We start from the raw sequence: 15845 nt of genomic DNA, 5'->3' as shown, positions 1-15845 counted from the left end.
TCACGCGCGAGCGGCGTCCCCCCGCTCGAGCGACCCGACGAGCGGGTCCTCGGAGGCCACGACGCATACCGCGCGCCGGTCGCCGGCGTCCCAGGTCGACGCCGACGGCGCCCAGACGCGCCACTCGAGCCCGTCCGCGAGGTGGTCCGGCACGAGGCGGGCCACGCGCGCCGCGCAGTGCTCCAGCGCGCGTTCCGCGATCACGTCCGCGCCCGGCCAGGCGTCCTCGGTGAAGGCGAGGTCCGCGACGGTCTCCGCCAGGTGCGGCGCCGCGCATGCGACCGCGGTCACCCGCCCGACCGACGGCCCGGCCGCGGGCGGCTCCTCGAGGCACAGGCCTGCGACCACCGCGATCGAGCCGAGCCCGCCCGTGTCACCGCGGTGCGCCGGGGCGAGCGCCGCGGCGCGCGACTCGAGGGCGACGTCGGCGATCACGCCGCCCGCGATCGCGACCGCCGCCGCGCCGCCCACCATCCACGCGAGCCGTGCCCCCCGGCCGGGACGATGCGGCCGTGGCGGGGGCGGGACCGGTGCGTGAGGCGCGGGGACGTCTGCGGGCGCGGCGGGCCTTTCGCCCACCGCCGGCGGCGGCGCGAAGCCCTCGCCGGGCATCACGCGTCTGCGAGCTCGACCACGACCGGGACGTGGTCCGAGGCGCCCTTGCCCTTGCGTTCGTCGCGCACGATCGTCGCGCCGGTCGCGCGCTCCGCCAGGGGGGCGGACGCGTAGACGAAGTCGATGCGCATGCCCTCGCCCTTGGGGAAGCGCAGCGCCTTGTAGTCCCAGAACGTGTACGTGCGCTCGGCGGGGATGAACCGCCGGGACAGCTCGGCGTAGCCCGCGTCCTCGAACGCGTGGAACGCGGCACGCGCCTCGGGGGTGACGTGGGTGACGGCCTCGGAGTCCTCCTCCGACCAGATGTCGGTCGCGAGCGGCGCGACGTTGAAGTCGCCCACGAGCGCCGTGGGGGTGTCCGCCCAGGTCGCGGCGGCCTCGCGCAGGCGCGCCAGGAAGTCGAGCTTGTACGTGTAGTGCGGGTCCGCGAGGCCGCGTCCGTTGGGCACGTACAGGCTCCACACGCGGACACCGCCGGCGGTGGCGCCCAGGGCGCGCGCCTCGACCACCGGGTCGCCCGTCTTGGCGAAGCCGGGCTGCTCGGGGAACGACGTCTCCACGTCGGTCAGGCCCACGCGCGAGGCGATCGCGACGCCGTTCCACTGGTTGAGCCCGTGGATCGCGAGCTCGTAGCCCGCCGCCTCGAAGGCCTCCCGCGGGAACTGCTCGGGCTTGCACTTGATCTCCTGCATGGCGAGCACGTCCGTGTCGGACCGCTCGAGCCAGTCGACCACACGGTCGACGCGGGCACGGATGGAGTTCACGTTCCAGGTGGCGAGGCGCATGGGCACCAAACTACCGGCGGACGATGCGCCGGTAGCCTCGTCGCATGGCCATCGCACTGTTGACGGGAGCCTCCGCCGGGCTCGGCGAGGAGTTCGCGTGGCAGCTCGCCACCGCGGGCCACGACGTGGTGCTGGTCGCGCGCTCGCGCGACCGCCTGGGCGAGGTGGCGCGGCTGCTCGAGGGGGCGACCGGCCGCCACGCCGAGATCCTTCCCGCCGACCTCACCACGGAGAAGGGCCGCAGCGCGGTCGCGGCGCGCCTCCAGGCGGATGAGCGTCCCGTCAGCCTCCTGGTCAACAACGCGGGCTTCGGCATCGGGGAGCGCTTCGCGGACTCGAGCTGGCGTCACGAGAAGGCGCTGCTCGACATCCACGTCACCGCGCCGCTGCGGCTCGCGCACGCCGCCGTCCCCGGCATGGTGGAGCGCGGGCACGGCGCGATCCTCAACGTCGCCTCGGTCGCGGCGCACCTGGGCGACACCACGTACGCCGCGCACAAGCGCTGGGCGGTCGAGTTCACCCAGGCGCTCGCGGGCCAGCTCGACGGCACCGGCGTGACCGCCACGGCCGTCCTGCCCGGCCTGGTCCGCACACGGTTCCACGACTCGGACGCGCTGTCGCACGTGCGTCACGAGTTCCCGGACCCGGTCTGGCTCGACCCGGAGCCCGTGGTCCGGTCCGCGCTCGCCGCCGTGCGCCGCGGCCAGACCGTCGTGACCCCGTCGCCCGGCTACGCCGTCGCCGGCGCGGTGCTCCGGGTGGTGCCCAAGCGCCTCACGCGCGGCCGCCGCAGCCAACAGCGGGGCTGATCCCGCGTGCGCCTGTCCACGCACATGGGTCGCTCCTCCACCAGAGGGGTGTGATGTGAACGGCCACACGCATCCACGGCTCCGGCTGCCGGGCGGGCGGCGTGGATGGGTGCACGGGGCCGAAGGACCGCATCGTCCCCGGCTACCCTGGACGCCATGACCACCGGCACCCCGCGCGAGCAGCTGCGCGACCTCATCAAGGAGCTGGCCGTCGTGCACGGCCGCATCACCCTCGCCTCGGGCAAGGAGGCGGACTACTACGTCGACCTGCGCCGCATCACGCTGCACCACCGTGCCGCGCCGCTCGTGGGTCACGTCCTGCTCGACGCGCTCGAGGAGGCCGGCTTCGGCCCGGCCGACGTCGACGCCGTGGGCGGGCTGACGCTGGGCGCCGACCCCGTCGCCACCGCCCTCATGCACGCCGCCGCGTCGCGCGGGCTCGACCTCGACTCGTTCGTGGTGCGCAAGGAGTCCAAGGCGCACGGGCTCCAGCGCCGCATCGAGGGGCCGGACGTCGCGGGCCGCAAGGTGGTCGCCGTCGAGGACACCTCCACCACGGGCGGCTCGGTGCTGACCGCGGTCGAGGCGCTGCGCGAGGCCGGGGCCGAGGTCGTCGCCGTCGCCGTGATCGTCGACCGCGACACCGGCGCCAAGGAGAAGATCGAGGCCGAGGGCCTGCCGTACCTCTACCTCTACGGTCTCGAGGACCTCGGGCTGTCCTGAGCGGCACCCTTCACGCGCCGCGCGCCCCTCGCTAGGGTGGCGGCCATGCGAGGGATCACGTCGATGCGCCTGGGCACCGGCGCGCTCGTGACGCTCGGCGTCCTCGCCTACGTCTTCGGCGGCCAGGCGGCATGGATCCTGCTGCTCGTCGGCGCCGCCGTGGCGGCGCTCGCGATCTGGGAGTACCTCGAGCACGCGCGCCATCGAGGCGAGGCCGCCCGCTTCGCGATCGAGCACGGCTGGTCGCACACGCCGCGCACCGCGAAGTACTCGCTGCGCTTCTCGGGGACGCCGTTCGACCTGCGCGGCTCCAGCGTGCGCCAGGAGGACGTCCTCGAAGGCAGGTACGGCGGCATCGAATGCGCGACGTACACGCACGTGGTGGAGCAGCAGGCGGACGGCGAACGGTCCTCCGCCCAGGTGTTCCAGGTGACGCTCGCGGAGCTGCCGGTGCGCCTGCCGCGCCTCGACATCGTGCCCGAGCACCTGGGCCACCAGCTCGCGCAGGCCTTCGGAGGCACCGATATCGAGGTGGAGTCCCACGAGTTCAACGCGCGCTGGCGGGTGATGGCCCGCGACCGCCGGTACGGCCACGACGTCATCGATCCCCGGATGATCGAGCGCCTGCTCGCCCCGGACGTCGAGGGCCGCGCGCTGCGCATCGACGGCGGTGCGGTGCTGATGTGGACCTCCGGCCGCGAGGGCGTCGACACGCTCGCGAAGCGGCTGGACGTGGTCGCGGGGGTCGCGCGCCGCATCCCCGACCACGTCGTCCGCCGCTTCCGGGAGCAGGGGGCCGCGATGGCCGACCCGGACGCGCCGCTCACGGGGCCCGCGTGGGCAACCACCCCCGGAGTGCTGAACTCGCGCCGCTACACCGGCATCGGCAGCGACGAGGCGCAGCGCTGGAGCTCGCCCGACGGCGAGCCCGAGGCGGAACCGCCCCGCGCGTGACCCTGTCGGGCTCCGGCCCGCCCCGCTAGAGTCGCCACAGACGTCAGGAGAGACACATGGAATGGTTCCTCATCGCGCTCGGCGTGATCCTCGTGCTCATCGTGCTGTGGGCGATCACGGCCTACAACGGGCTGGTCCGGCTCAGGAACCTCGTGCAGGAGGCGTGGCGTCAGATCGACGTCGAGCTGCAGCGCCGGCACGACCTCATCCCCAACCTCGTCGAGACCGTCAAGGGCTACGCCAAGCACGAGCGAGAGACGCTCGAGGCGGTCACCCAGGCGCGCACCATCGCCGCCGCTCCGGGCTCCTCGCCCGCCGAGCAGGCCGCGCAGGAGAACGTCCTCACGCAGGCGCTCGGCCGCCTGTTCGCGGTCGCCGAGGCCTACCCGGACCTCAAGGCCAACCAGAACTTCATGCAGCTCCAGCAGGAGCTCACCAACACCGAGGACCGCATCGCGGCGGGCCGCCGGTTCTACAACGCGAACGTCCGCAGCCTCAACACCCGCATCGAGACCTTCCCGACGGTGCTCATCGCCTCGATGTTCGGCTTCCACCGCGAGGAGTACTTCGAGACCGAGGACGTCGCGCGCCAGGCGCCCAACGTGCAGTTCTAGCGGCCGTGGCGGTCGAGCTGGGCGACGCCGGCAGCCTCGCCCTCTTCCTCGCCGTCGCGGCGATGGGCGCCGGGGTCGTGATCGCCGGCGCCATCGCCTACCAGCGGGCCCAGCAGGCCCGGCTCGCACGCATCCGGGCCTGGGTCGCCTCCCGCGGCTGGAGCTGGACCGCGCGCGACGACGCCCTGGCGGAGCTCCTCGGCACCAGGCCGTTCGGCATGGGGGACGAGCGCGAGGCGCGCGAGGTCATCACCGGATCCCGCGGCGGCCGCCCGTTCCAGGCCTTCCGCTACGTCGTCGTCGACCACTCGCGCGACTCCAAGGGGCGGCGCAAGACCCGCCGCGAGGACTTCCAGGTGGTGTGGGTGACGCTGCCGCGCTCGCTGCCCGCGCTGCGCTTCGCGCCGGACGATGCGCTCCAGCGGGTCCTCACCGGGCTGGGCTGGGGCGACGTCGACACGGAGTCGCACGCGTTCAACCAGCGGTGGCGGGTGAGCGCCCGCGACGACGCCTACGCGCACGCGATCCTCGCGCCGCACGTCATCGAGGAGCTGCTGCGGCCCGCGTGGGCGGGCGCGACGCTCGTGATCGAGGGTCGGTTCGTCGCCGTCGTGCGCCCCGGCTACCCGGACCTGCGCACCCTCGACGGGACCCTCGAACGGCTGGAGGCGCTCACCGGCACCATCCCGCCGTTCGTGCTCGCCGACTACGGGCGGTGAGCCGGGACCGCCTCCATCGCCCGCGCATCGTCCTCCCGGCGACGGTCCCGGCCCATCGCTGGGAGGATGAGCGCATGACCGTCACGCTCGGCACCCCGCTCACGCCCACCGCCACCCGCGCCCTCCTGCTCGGCTCCGGCGAGCTGGGCAAGGAGGTCGCGATCGAGCTCGCCCGCCTCGGCGTCGAGGTGGTCGCGGCGGACCGCTACGCCGACGCTCCCGCGATGCAGGTCGCGCACCGGGCGCACGTGATCGACATGCTCGATCCCGAGGCGCTGCGCGCCCTCATCGCGGAGGAGCGCCCTCACCTCGTCATCCCCGAGATCGAGGCGATCGCCACCCGGGTGCTCGAGGAGGTCGAGGCTGCGGGCCAGGCCATCGTGATCCCGACGGCGCGCGCCACGATCCTCACGATGGACCGCGAGGGCATCCGCCGCCTCGCCGCCGAGGAGCTCGGGCTGCCGACCTCGTCCTACCGCTTCGTGGACACCGTCGAGGGCCTGCGCGCCGCGGTCGCCGAGGTGGGGCTGCCGTGCGTGGTCAAGCCCGTGATGTCGTCGTCGGGCAAGGGCCAGTCGGTCATCCGCACGCTCGACGACGTCGACGCCGCCTGGACCTACGCGGTCGAGGGCGGCCGCGCGGGCGGCACGCGGATCATCGTCGAGGGCTTCGTCGACTTCGACTACGAGATCACCCAGCTCACCGTGCGCCACGCCGGCGGCGTCACCTTCCTCGACCCCATCGGCCACGTCCAGGTCGACGGCGACTACCGCGAGTCCTGGCAGCCGCAGCCCATGTCGGAGGCGGCGCTCGCCGAGTCCCGACGCGTCGCCGGCGCCGTCACCGAGGCCCTGGGCGGGCGCGGCGTCTTCGGCGTCGAGCTCTTCGTCCGGGGCGACGAGGTGCTGTTCTCCGAGGTCTCGCCCCGTCCCCACGACACCGGCCTCGTCACCCTCGCCTCGCAGGACCTCAGCGAGTTCGCGCTGCACGCCCGCGCGGTCCTCGGCATGCCGGTGCCCGAGGTGCTCACGCTCGGCCCGTCCGCGTCGTGCGCGGTCCTCGCCGAGGGCTCGGGAGTGCCCGTGTTCTCGGGCGTGGACGATGCGGTGGCCGCGCCGGGCACAGACGTGCGCCTGTTCGGCAAGCCACGGGTCGAGGGCCGTCGCCGCGTCGCGGTGACCGTCGCGCGCGGGGCCTCCGTGGACGAGGCGCGGGCGACGGCGCGCGCGGCCGCTGCGGCCCTGCGGATCGACCTTGTGGAGAACCCGGATTCTGTCTGACGGCGGTGCGACCCTGGTCGGGTGACCGCTCCTGACGCCATCCTCGACCAGATCCAGACGCTGCTGCGCGTCGCGGACGGCGGCTCGCCCTACCCGGCCGAGCGCGACCTCGCGCGCAAGCGTGCCGAGAAGCTGATGGTCCGCTACGCGATCGACGAGGCCGGCGCGCGCATGAGCCGCGAGCAGGCCGAGACGCCCACCACGCGGAAGTTCGACTTCGAGGCGCCCTACGTCAAGGACCAGATCATCCTGGTCTGCGGGATCGCCAGGGTGTTCTCGTGCCGGTCGGTCATCCACGGCGGCCGTCGCGTCACCGCGGTCGGCTTCGCCGCGGACCTCGCGATGGTCGCGGCGCTCGTGGACACGCTGCTCCCCGCGATGCGCCTCGAGATGGATGTCTACGGCGGCTCACAGTCGCGCAAGAAGGCGTTCGCCTGGTCGTTCACAAGCACGGTCACGGAGCGCCTCCGGGACTTCTACGCCGGGGCGCTGCGCGAGGCGGAGGAGGAGGGCACCGGCTCCGCGGTGGTGCTGCTCGACCGGGCCCAGCAGGTCGAGGCCGCGTACCACGAGATGTTCCCGAACCTGCGGTCGGCCCGGCGTCGCGTGCTCCGGTCGTGGGAGGGGTGGGGCGAGGGCGCCGAGGCGGGACAGCGCGCGGACATCTCGCTCGGCCGGAAGGTGGACGAGGCGGAGCGGCGCGAGCTGGGGGCGTGACGTTGGTAGCGTCGCTCGCGTGACCGACGCGACCCTCGCCGTCCACGGCCTGACCCACGACTTCGGCGACCGCCGCGCGCTCGACGGCGTGACCTTCGAGGTGCGCCCCGGACGCCTCACCGGCTTCGTCGGCGCGAACGGCGCCGGCAAGACCACCACGATGCGCGCGATCGTCGGGGTGATGCGCCCGGACGCGGGCGACGTGACCTTCGGCGGCGCGGCCATGACCCTCGAGGTGCGGCGCCGCATCGGCTACATGCCGGAGGAGCGCGGGCTGTACCCGAAGATGAAGGTGGCCGAGCAGCTCGTCTACCTCGCGCGTGTGCTCGGCGTCGGCAAGGCGGAGGCCGTGGCGCGCGCGGAAGCGCTGCTCGACGCGCTCGATCTGACGGAGCGCCGCGACGACCTTCTCCATACGCTCTCGCTAGGCAACCAGCAGCGCGTCCAGGTGGCCGCCGCGCTCATCCACGAACCCGACCTGCTCATCCTCGACGAGCCCTTCTCGGGACTCGACCCGATCGCCATGGACGCGATGGCGGCACGCCTGCGGGAGCGGGCCGAGGCGGGCGTGCCCGTGCTGTTCTCGAGCCATCAGCTCGACCTCGTGGAGCGACTGTGCGACGACCTGGTGCTCATCCACCAGGGACGCGTCGTCGCGTCCGGCGACGCGCGCGCCCTCCGCGAGCAGCGCGCCGGCCGCCGCTACCGCGTGGAGGTGGGCGGCATCGACGCGTGGAGGCCCGCGCTTGCCGGCATGACCGTCGTCGGGTCGGGGCCGCAGGGCACCCTCGTCGACCTCGACGGCTCGGCCGACCCGCAGGCGCTGCTCGCCGCCGCGCAGGCCGCCGGCCCGGTCGAGCACTTCTCGCGCACCGTCCCCTCGCTCACCGAGCTGTTCGCGGAGGTGGTTCGATGACGGCGTCGCGCTCCGGGCTGGTCCGGCTGGTCGCCGACCGCGAGATCGCCGTCAAGCTCCGCGACAAGGGCTTCCTGGCCTCGACGGCGGTGTTCATCGCGGTGATCGTGCTCGCGGTAGTCGTGCCGGTCATGCTGGACGGGGACTCCCCCGAGTACACGGTCGCGACCTCGGAGCAGGCCCGGCCCGTCGCCGAGGCCGCGGCGAAGCTCGGCGCGGCGGACGTGCAGGGCCTGCCGTCGGCAGACCTGACCATCGCCGCCGATGTCGCCGGCCGCACCGACCCCATCGCCGCGCTGGAGGATCCCGAGATCGATGCCGCGCTCACGCTGGATGCGGGAGGGGCCGTCGTCATCACCGCCCAGGAGAGCGTGCCGGGCGACCTCGAGGAGCTGATCGCCGCCGCATCGTCCGCAGTGACCGCGCAGGCCGTCGCTACCGACGCGGGGCTGTCCGCCGACCAGGTCGCCGCGCTCACCTCGCCGGAAGCTCCGCGGGTCGACCTCCTCGAACCGAAGCCGCAGCAGCCGGTGCCGCCCGAGCTGGTGATCATCATCTTCGGCTTCCTCTTCTACTTCACCGTGCTCACCTTCGGCGCCTCGATCGCCCAGTCCGTGGTCGAGGAGAAGTCCTCGCGCGTCGTCGAGATCCTGGTCGCGGCGGTGCCGGTGCGCTGGCTGCTCGCCGGCAAGGTGCTCGGCAACGCCGCGATGGCGCTCGGCCAGGTGGTGCTCATCGTCGGCGCGGGGCTCCTGGGCGCGCAGGCGATCGGGAAGGGTGACATCGTGACGCAGGTGCTCGGCGTGAGCGGATGGTTCCTCGCGTTCTTCGTGCTCGGGTTCCTCATGCTCGCGTGCCTGTGGGCCGTCGCGGGCTCGCTCGCCTCCCGCGTCGAGGAGCTGCAGTCGACCACCCTCTACATGCAGCTCGCTGTGATGGCGCCGTTCTTCACCGCGATCCTCATCCGCGACGAGGGCCCGCTGCGCGTCGCGCTGTCGTACTTCCCGCTCACCGCGCCGCTGATGATGCCCGCGCGGGTCGCCACCGGCGACGCCGCGGTCTGGGAGCCGTGGGTCGCGGTGGGGATCGTGGCCGCGACCGCCGTGGCCCTGATCGCTGTGGGCGCGCGCCTGTATGCGGGCTCGGTGCTCAACACCTCCGCGCGTACGCGGCTGGGAGGCGCGTGGGCCGCCGGCGGCCGGGCATGACCGCGCACGAGCCGGCGCGCGCCGGCGATCAGGAACCGGCGCACGGACTCGGCCCGTGGGAGGGGGCGTGGCCGTCCGATGCGCGCTACGACCCCGAGCTGCTCGCGCACGGCGACCGCCGCAACGTGGTCGACCGCTACCGCTACTGGCGCCACGACGCGATCGTCGCGGACCTCGACGAGCGCCGGCACCCGTTCCACGTCGCCATCGAGAACTGGCAGCACGACCTCAACATCGGGTCCGTCGTGCGCACCGCGAACGCGTTCCTCGCGCGCGAGGTGCACATCGTGGGCAACCGCCGGTGGAACCGCCGCGGCGCCATGGTCACGGACCGCTACCAGCACATCCGGCACCACCCGACCGTCGAGGATCTCGCCGCATGGGCGACCGGCGAGGGGCTGCCGGTCATCGGGATCGACAACCTGCCCGGCTCCGTGCCGCTCGAGACGTACGCCCTGCCGCGTGCGTGCGTGCTGGTGTTCGGGCAGGAGTCCGTGGGGCTGTCCGACGCCGTGCGGGAGGTCGCGACGGCGACGCTCGCGATCGGCCAGTACGGCTCGACGCGGTCGATCAACGCCGGCGCCGCCGCCGCGATCGCGATGCACGCCTGGGTCCGCCAGCACGGCGACATCGCCGAGGGGCACGTCGGCTGACGGATTCCTGCGCCGTCGGATGTCGATCCGTTGCGTCCGCTGCGTCGTCGGGGTGAGACTCGGGAGGTGCCCGGGCTCATCGACGCAAAGGACACCGACATGAAGTACCTCCTTCTCATCGTCTCGGACCCCACGCTGCCGTCGCCGGAGCCCGGCGACGAGGGCTTCGACGAGTACATGGCCGCCTGGACCCGGTACACGCAGGACATGGTCGAGGCCGGCGCCTACGGCGGGGGCGAGGCTCTCCAGGGCCCCGAGACCGCCACGACCGTCCGCCACGAGGCGGGCGCGACCACGCTCGTCGACGGCCCGTTCGCCGAGCTCAAGGAGCACGTGGGCGGCTACTACGTGGTCGACGTCGACACCCTCGACGACGCTCTCGAGTGGGCGAGGCGGCTCCCGGTCGGGACCGGCGCCGTCGAGGTGCGCCCGATCTTCCCGACGGACGGCTTCTGAACGCTCGGACGGACGATGCGGCGCTCACCCGCGTCGCCCGCGAGGAGGGCGGGCGCCTGCTCGCCCTCCTCGCCGACCGCCTGGGCGACCTCGACCTGGCCCACGACTGCCTCCAGGAGGCGTATGCGAAGGCCGCCGCGACCTGGCCGCGGCGCGGCGCGCCCGACGAGCCCGCCGGCTGGGTCTACGTGGTCGCCCGCAACGCCGGCATCGACCGCCTCCGGCGCGATGCGGCCGCCGGGAGGCGCGTCGCGGCGCAAGCGCGCGTGCTCGAGACGGGTGTGGCCAGGGACGAGGCGGTGGAGGACCCGGACGGGCGCGCCGCGGCCCTCGTGGCCGAGGATGCGGAGGTCGGCGACGAGCGGCTGCGGCTCCTGCTGCTGTGCTGCCACCCGTCGCTGTCCAGGGAGACGCAGGTGGTGCTCACGCTGCGCCTCGCGGGCGGGCTCACGACGCAGGAGATCGCCTCGGCCCTCCTGCTGCCCGACGCGACCGTGCAGCAGCGCATCGTGCGCGCCAAGCGCAAGATCCGCGCGGCGCGCATCCCGCTGACCATCCCCGCGGACCTGGCGGAGCGCGCCGCGGTGCTCACCGACGTGCTCGCCCTCATCTTCAACGAGGGCTACGTCGCGCACTCGGCCGCCGCCGGGACGCTCACCCGGGTCGAGCTCGCGGACCAGGCGATCCGGCTCACCGCCGCCGCGGCCGACGCGCTGCCCGCCGAGCCCGAGCCCGCCGGCCTGCTCGCCCTCCAGCTGTTCCACCGCTCGCGCGAGGCCGCGCGCACCGATGAGGAGGGGGCGCTCGTGCGCCTCGCCGACCAGGACCGCACCCGCTGGGACCGGGCGATGATCGCGCGGGGCTACGCGGTGCTCGGCCGCGCGCTCGCGATGCGCCGGCTGGGTCCGTGGCAGGTGCAGGCGCTCGTCGCGGCCGAGCACACGCGTGCGACCACGGACTGGGCCCGCATCGTCCGGTACTACGACCTCCTCATCGGCATGACGCCCGGACCGGTGCCGAGGCTGTCGCGCGCCGTGGCGGTCGCCGAGGTCGAGGGCGCCGCCGTGGGGCTCGCCGCGATCGACGCCATCGAGGGCCTCGACGGCTACCACCTGCTCCACGCGGCCCGCGCGGACCTGCTCGAACGCGCGGGCGAGCCGGCCGCCGCCCGCCTCGCATGGGAGCGCGCCGCCGCGCTCGCCACCAACCCCGCCGAGATCGCATACGCCGAGCGGCGGCGGCGCGCGTGCGGTGCGTGACGCATCGTCCCTACCTGCGCGGACGGCCGCCGAGGTCTGGGACCTTCGCCACCCAGCACGAATCGATTTCTGACAGAATGGCAGGCGGTTCCATCCGCACAAGCTCAGGAGTAACCCATGGCTATCGCCACCACCGAGTCGTACGCCGCGATGCTGGACGCCGCCAAGGCCGGCGGCTACGCGTTCCCGGCGATCAACATCACCTCGTCCTCGTCCGTCACCGCCGCCATCCAGGGCTTCGCGGAGGCCGAGTCCGACGGCATCATCCAGGTCTCGGTGGGCGGTGGCCAGTACGCCTCCGGCTCGACCATCAAGGACGCCGTCGTCGGCTCGCTCGCCCTCGCCGCGTACGCCCGCGTGGTCGCCGAGAAGTACGGCGTCACCATCGCGCTGCACACCGACCACTGCCACAAGGTCTACCTCGAGGAGTGGCTGAAGCCGCTGCTCAAGCTCGAGGCCGAGTCGATCGCCTCCGGCAACGGCCCGATCTTCAACTCGCACATGTGGGACGGCTCGTCCGTGCCGATGGACGAGAACCTCGCGATCGCCGAGGAGCTCCTGGAGCTGTCGCAGGCGGCGGACACGATCCTCGAGATCGAGATCGGCGTCGTCGGCGGCGAGGAGGACGGCCACTCGGCCGAGGTCAACGACAAGCTCTACTCGACCCCCGAGGACGGCATCGCCACCATCGAGAAGCTGGGTCTGGGCGAGAAGGGCCGCTACATGACGGCCATGACGTTCGGCAACGTGCACGGCGCCTACAAGCCCGGTGCCGTCAAGCTGCGCCCGGAGATCCTCGGCGACATCCAGGCCGCCGCCGCCGCGAAGTTCGGCAAGGAGAAGCCGTTCGACCTCGTGTTCCACGGTGGCTCGGGTTCGACCGCCGAGGAGATCGCGACCGCGGTCTCGCACGGTGTCATCAAGATGAACATCGACACGGACACCCAGTACGCGTACACGCGTCCCGTCGTCGACCACATGATGAAGAACTACGACGGCGTCCTCAAGGTCGACGGCGAGTGGGGCAACAAGAAGGCCTACGACCCGCGCGCGTGGGGCAAGCTCGCCGAGGCCGGCATGGCCGCCCGCGTCGTCGAGGCCTGCCAGCAGCTCGGTTCCGCCGGCAAGAAGATCTGAACCACCTGATCGTGAGGGAGGCCTCCGCGGTCGCGTGACTGCGGGGGCCTCCGCACGTTCGGGGGACGATGCGCGCTGCAGGCGCGGCGCGCATCGGCCGATAGCCTGTGAGGGGCGTCCGCGCCTCACGAGATTTCAAGTCCCGGCCGGATGCCGGGCGAAGGGGAGGGCACGATGCCCGGAGCAGTGATCGTCGGAGCCCAGTGGGGCGACGAGGGCAAGGGGAAGGCGACGGACCTCCTCGGCTCGCGCGTCGACTACGTCGTGAAGTTCAACGGCGGCAACAACGCGGGCCACACGGTCGTCATCGGCGACCAGAAGTTCGCGCTGCACCTGCTGCCGTCCGGCATCCTCACCCCGGGCTGCACGCCCGTCATCGGCAACGGCGTCGTCGTCGACCTGCGCGTGCTGTTCCAGGAGCTCGACGCGCTCAACGAGCGCGGCGTCGACACCTCCGACCTGCTCGTGTCGAACGCGGCGCACATCATCGCGCCGTACGCCCGCACCCTCGACAACGTCACCGAGCGCTTCCTCGGCAAGCGCAAGATCGGCACGACCGGGCGCGGCATCGGCCCGGCCTACGCCGACAAGATCAACCGCCTCGGCATCCGCGTGGGCGACCTCTTCGACGAGACGGTGCTGCGCGACAAGATCGAGGGCGCGCTGGTGGCGAAGAACCACCTGCTCGTCAAGGTCTACAACCGCCGCGCGATCACCGTCGACGAGGTCACTGACGAGCTGCTCGCGTACCGCGACCGGCTCGCGCCGCACGTCACCGACACGTCGCTCGTGCTCAACAACGCGCTCGAGGCCGGCGAGACCGTCCTATTCGAGGGCGGCCAGGCGACCATGCTCGACGTCGACCACGGCACCTACCCGTTCGTCACCTCGTCCTCCGCGACCGCGGGCGGCGCGTGCACCGGCTCCGGCGTGGGCCCGACGCGAATCGACTCGGTCATCGGCATCGCGAAGGCGTACACCACCCGCGTGGGCGAGGGCCCCATGCCCACCGAGCTGCTCGACAAGTGGGGCGACCGCCTGCGCGACGTCGGCCATGAGTTCGGCACCACCACCGGCCGCCCGCGCCGCTGCGGCTGGTACGACTCGGTGATCACGCGCTACGCGTCGCGCATCAACGGCCTCACGGACATCGTGCTCACCAAGCTCGACGTCCTCACCGGCATCGACGAGATCCCGGTGTGCGTGAGCTACGACGTGGACGGCGTTCGCTACCAGGACCTTCCCCTCGACCAGGCGGCCTTCGCCGCGGCCGAGCCGGTCTACGAGACCTTCCCCGGCTGGGAGGAGGACATCTCGGGCTGCCGCGACTTCGCGGACCTGCCGCAGAACGCTCAGGACTACGTCAAGGCGGTCGAGGAGCTCTCGGGCTGCCGGATCTCCACGATCGGCGTGGGCCCGGGCCGCGACGAGATCATCCAGATCAACGACCTGCTCCACGAGCGCGGCTGAGGCGCAGCCGCGCGAGCCAGTCGGCGATGTCGTCGGCCGCGCCGTCGGCGAGGCTGTACCAGCGGTGCGTGCCGTCGGGCATGACGTCGACGAGCCCCGCGTGTGCGAGGACCCTCAGGTGCTGGGACGCGCGGGCGGGCGAGATGCCGAACGAGTCCGCCGCCGAGGCTGACAGGTCCCCGGCGGTGGCGGCGCCGAACTCGAGGAGCTCCAGGAGTCGGCGGCGCACGGGGTGGGCGAGGGCGGTCAGGATCGCGTCGAGGCGTTCCGTGCGGTGGAGGCCGTCCTCGGACATGGGTGCTCCCGGATGCTCGGTGGCCGCCGCTTCTGGCGTGTCGCGGAGCGCGTCGTGTTGCCGTCGCGCTGTTTCAGCAATTCCGAAAGTAGCGCGGGAATCGCGGTCCGATGCGAAATCCCCAGGGGCGATCGTGGGACCTCGCGGGTCCGCGCAACACCACGAGGGAGTCGGCGGTCGGCGCGGCTTCGGTGTGGCGCCCTCGCGACGACGTGCCCTCCCTGCGCGCTGTTCAAGCGATTCCTGAAATACGCCAGGGCGACATGCGAGTCCGCGCGTCGAGCTCGCTGCTCGCCTGCTCGCGCGTCCTGCGCGGCGCCCCCCAGCGCCCCCGCCCCCACGCAATTCCAGCGATTCCTGAAATACGCCAGAGCGACATGCACGTCCGCACGCCGCGGGGGCGGGGCGGTGTCTTCCCGCGCTGGCGAGCACGCGGCGCAGTCTCGCGCAAGAATGCTGCGTCGCGTGTGCGGAACCGTGCGCATTCGGGTGCCTCGCTCCAGGCGTGCCGTGGATGCGAAACCTCCTCGTATTGCGGACGATACAAAACGGATATACCGTCCGAAATGGGACTCGATCCCCGCGAGGCGTCAGAGGGCCGCCTCGACGAAACACTGGGGGAACTTCAATGAAGAAGATTCTGGCGACCCTGTTCGCCGTCATCGCGCTCACGTTCGCGGGCGCATCCGCCGCCTCCGCGACCGATCCGTGTGCCACCTCCTGTGGCGGCCCATACGTCCAGGAGGAGACCGGGTGGGGCAGCGGCACCCCGTTCGACGGCGAGAACTGGTCGATGTACTCGTACGGATGCAACTGTGCGCAGCTCATCGCAGGGAACCCGAAGAACGACTACAAGAACGGCAGCAGCGCGGTCGGGAACATCTCGTTCAGCCGGCTCAGCAACGGCACGACCACCATCACGATCAAGCTCTTCGCAGCGAAGTTCGTCGACGACCCGGTGGTGCATATCGCCTGGTTCAACAGCGACTTCTCGGCCTTCGTCAACAAGTCGGGCAACCCGGTCCCCGGAAACTTCCCGTTCAACTCCGACCGGATGCCGTACCCCAGCGGGGTGGACATCGTCTGGTCGGCCGACGGCAGGACCGCGACGATCACGGGTCTGCCGCAGACCACCTACTACGCCATCCACACCGAGGTGCTCACCGTCGCCGACTGAGCCCCCTCGAGGGCCGCGTCCTTCCCCGGGCGCGGCCCTCCTCCATGCTCGGCGCGGC

Annotated in this window: 18 protein-coding genes; 15 read left to right on the top strand and 3 right to left on the bottom strand. The window is 72.6% G+C overall.

Annotated elements, in window-relative coordinates; all coding sequences use genetic code 11:
• A complete protein-coding gene (locus QQX09_RS08995; protein WP_301133666.1) occupies positions 1-474 on the bottom strand; it encodes a septum formation family protein in 474 nt (157 codons plus the stop codon).
• Between the two features lie 137 nt (positions 475-611).
• On the bottom strand, positions 612-1400 hold the full coding sequence (locus tag QQX09_RS08990) for an exodeoxyribonuclease III (protein WP_301133664.1): 789 nt from the start codon (positions 1398-1400) through the stop codon (positions 612-614).
• 44 nt (positions 1401-1444) lie between these two features.
• On the opposite strand from QQX09_RS08990, the gene QQX09_RS08985 reads away from it, so the two are divergent.
• The 14 genes from QQX09_RS08985 to QQX09_RS08920 all read left to right on the top strand — a co-directional run bounded on the left by QQX09_RS08985 (position 1445) and on the right by QQX09_RS08920 (position 14315).
• The gene (locus QQX09_RS08985; protein ID WP_301133662.1) at positions 1445-2209 is read left to right on the top strand and encodes an SDR family NAD(P)-dependent oxidoreductase; all 765 of its coding nucleotides are present in this window, start codon (positions 1445-1447) and stop codon (positions 2207-2209) included.
• Positions 2210-2365: 156 nt separating this feature from the next.
• Entirely contained in the window at positions 2366-2932 is a 567-nt protein-coding gene (gene pyrE / locus QQX09_RS08980) for an orotate phosphoribosyltransferase (protein ID WP_301133661.1), read from the top strand.
• Positions 2933-2977: 45 nt separating this feature from the next.
• Positions 2978-3886, top strand: coding sequence for a hypothetical protein (locus QQX09_RS08975; protein ID WP_301133659.1), 909 nt, complete (start codon positions 2978-2980; stop codon positions 3884-3886).
• Positions 3887-3942: 56 nt separating this feature from the next.
• Positions 3943-4500: a LemA family protein gene (locus tag QQX09_RS08970; protein WP_301133657.1), complete on the top strand. Its 558-nt coding sequence runs from the start codon at positions 3943-3945 to the stop codon at positions 4498-4500.
• Between the two features lie 5 nt (positions 4501-4505).
• Positions 4506-5219 carry a hypothetical protein gene (locus QQX09_RS08965; protein WP_301133654.1) on the top strand — a complete coding sequence of 238 codons (714 nt, stop codon included), beginning with the start codon at positions 4506-4508 and terminating at the stop codon, positions 5217-5219.
• Positions 5220-5293: 74 nt separating this feature from the next.
• Positions 5294-6499: a formate-dependent phosphoribosylglycinamide formyltransferase gene (purT, locus tag QQX09_RS08960; RefSeq protein ID WP_301133652.1), complete on the top strand. Its 1206-nt coding sequence runs from the start codon at positions 5294-5296 to the stop codon at positions 6497-6499.
• Between the two features lie 21 nt (positions 6500-6520).
• Positions 6521-7216 (top strand): DUF2786 domain-containing protein, encoded by a 696-nt coding sequence (locus QQX09_RS08955; protein ID WP_301133650.1) that lies wholly within the window; start codon positions 6521-6523, stop codon positions 7214-7216.
• 19 nt (positions 7217-7235) lie between these two features.
• Entirely contained in the window at positions 7236-8132 is an 897-nt protein-coding gene (locus QQX09_RS08950; protein ID WP_301133647.1) for an ABC transporter ATP-binding protein, read from the top strand.
• Positions 8129-9340, top strand: coding sequence for an ABC transporter permease (locus QQX09_RS08945; RefSeq protein ID WP_301133645.1), 1212 nt, complete (start codon positions 8129-8131; stop codon positions 9338-9340). Before QQX09_RS08950 ends, QQX09_RS08945 begins: the two co-directional genes overlap by 4 nt.
• On the top strand, positions 9337-9993 hold the full coding sequence (locus QQX09_RS08940) for a TrmH family RNA methyltransferase (protein ID WP_301133642.1): 657 nt from the start codon (positions 9337-9339) through the stop codon (positions 9991-9993). Before QQX09_RS08945 ends, QQX09_RS08940 begins: the two co-directional genes overlap by 4 nt.
• Before the next feature lie 99 nt (positions 9994-10092).
• Positions 10093-10449 (top strand): YciI family protein, encoded by a 357-nt coding sequence (locus tag QQX09_RS08935; protein WP_301133640.1) that lies wholly within the window; start codon positions 10093-10095, stop codon positions 10447-10449.
• The gene (locus tag QQX09_RS08930; protein WP_301133638.1) at positions 10377-11708 is read left to right on the top strand and encodes an RNA polymerase sigma factor; all 1332 of its coding nucleotides are present in this window, start codon (positions 10377-10379) and stop codon (positions 11706-11708) included. The genes QQX09_RS08935 and QQX09_RS08930 overlap by 73 nt, the downstream gene beginning before the upstream one ends.
• Positions 11709-11825: 117 nt before the next feature.
• Positions 11826-12845, top strand: coding sequence for a class II fructose-bisphosphate aldolase (gene fbaA, locus QQX09_RS08925; RefSeq protein WP_301133636.1), 1020 nt, complete (start codon positions 11826-11828; stop codon positions 12843-12845).
• Between the two features lie 174 nt (positions 12846-13019).
• Positions 13020-14315 (top strand): adenylosuccinate synthase, encoded by a 1296-nt coding sequence (locus QQX09_RS08920; RefSeq protein WP_062467321.1) that lies wholly within the window; start codon positions 13020-13022, stop codon positions 14313-14315.
• Here QQX09_RS08920 and QQX09_RS08915 read toward each other — a convergent pair.
• Complete coding sequence (locus tag QQX09_RS08915; RefSeq protein ID WP_301133633.1) at positions 14287-14610, bottom strand: ArsR/SmtB family transcription factor; 324 nt, start codon at positions 14608-14610, stop codon at positions 14287-14289. The two genes, QQX09_RS08920 and QQX09_RS08915, sit on opposite strands and share 29 nt — an antisense overlap.
• 628 nt (positions 14611-15238) lie before the next feature.
• On the opposite strand from QQX09_RS08915, the gene QQX09_RS08910 reads away from it, so the two are divergent.
• A complete protein-coding gene (locus tag QQX09_RS08910; protein WP_301133631.1) occupies positions 15239-15787 on the top strand; it encodes a hypothetical protein in 549 nt (182 codons plus the stop codon).
• Positions 15788-15845 lie beyond the last annotated feature (58 nt).

Origin of the sequence: Demequina litoralis, assembly GCF_030418455.1 — a bacterium.
Taxonomy (GTDB): domain Bacteria; phylum Actinomycetota; class Actinomycetes; order Actinomycetales; family Demequinaceae; genus Demequina; species Demequina litoralis.
The sequence above is the reverse complement of the archived record's forward strand: the minus strand, read 5'-3'. Positions and strand labels throughout refer to the sequence as shown.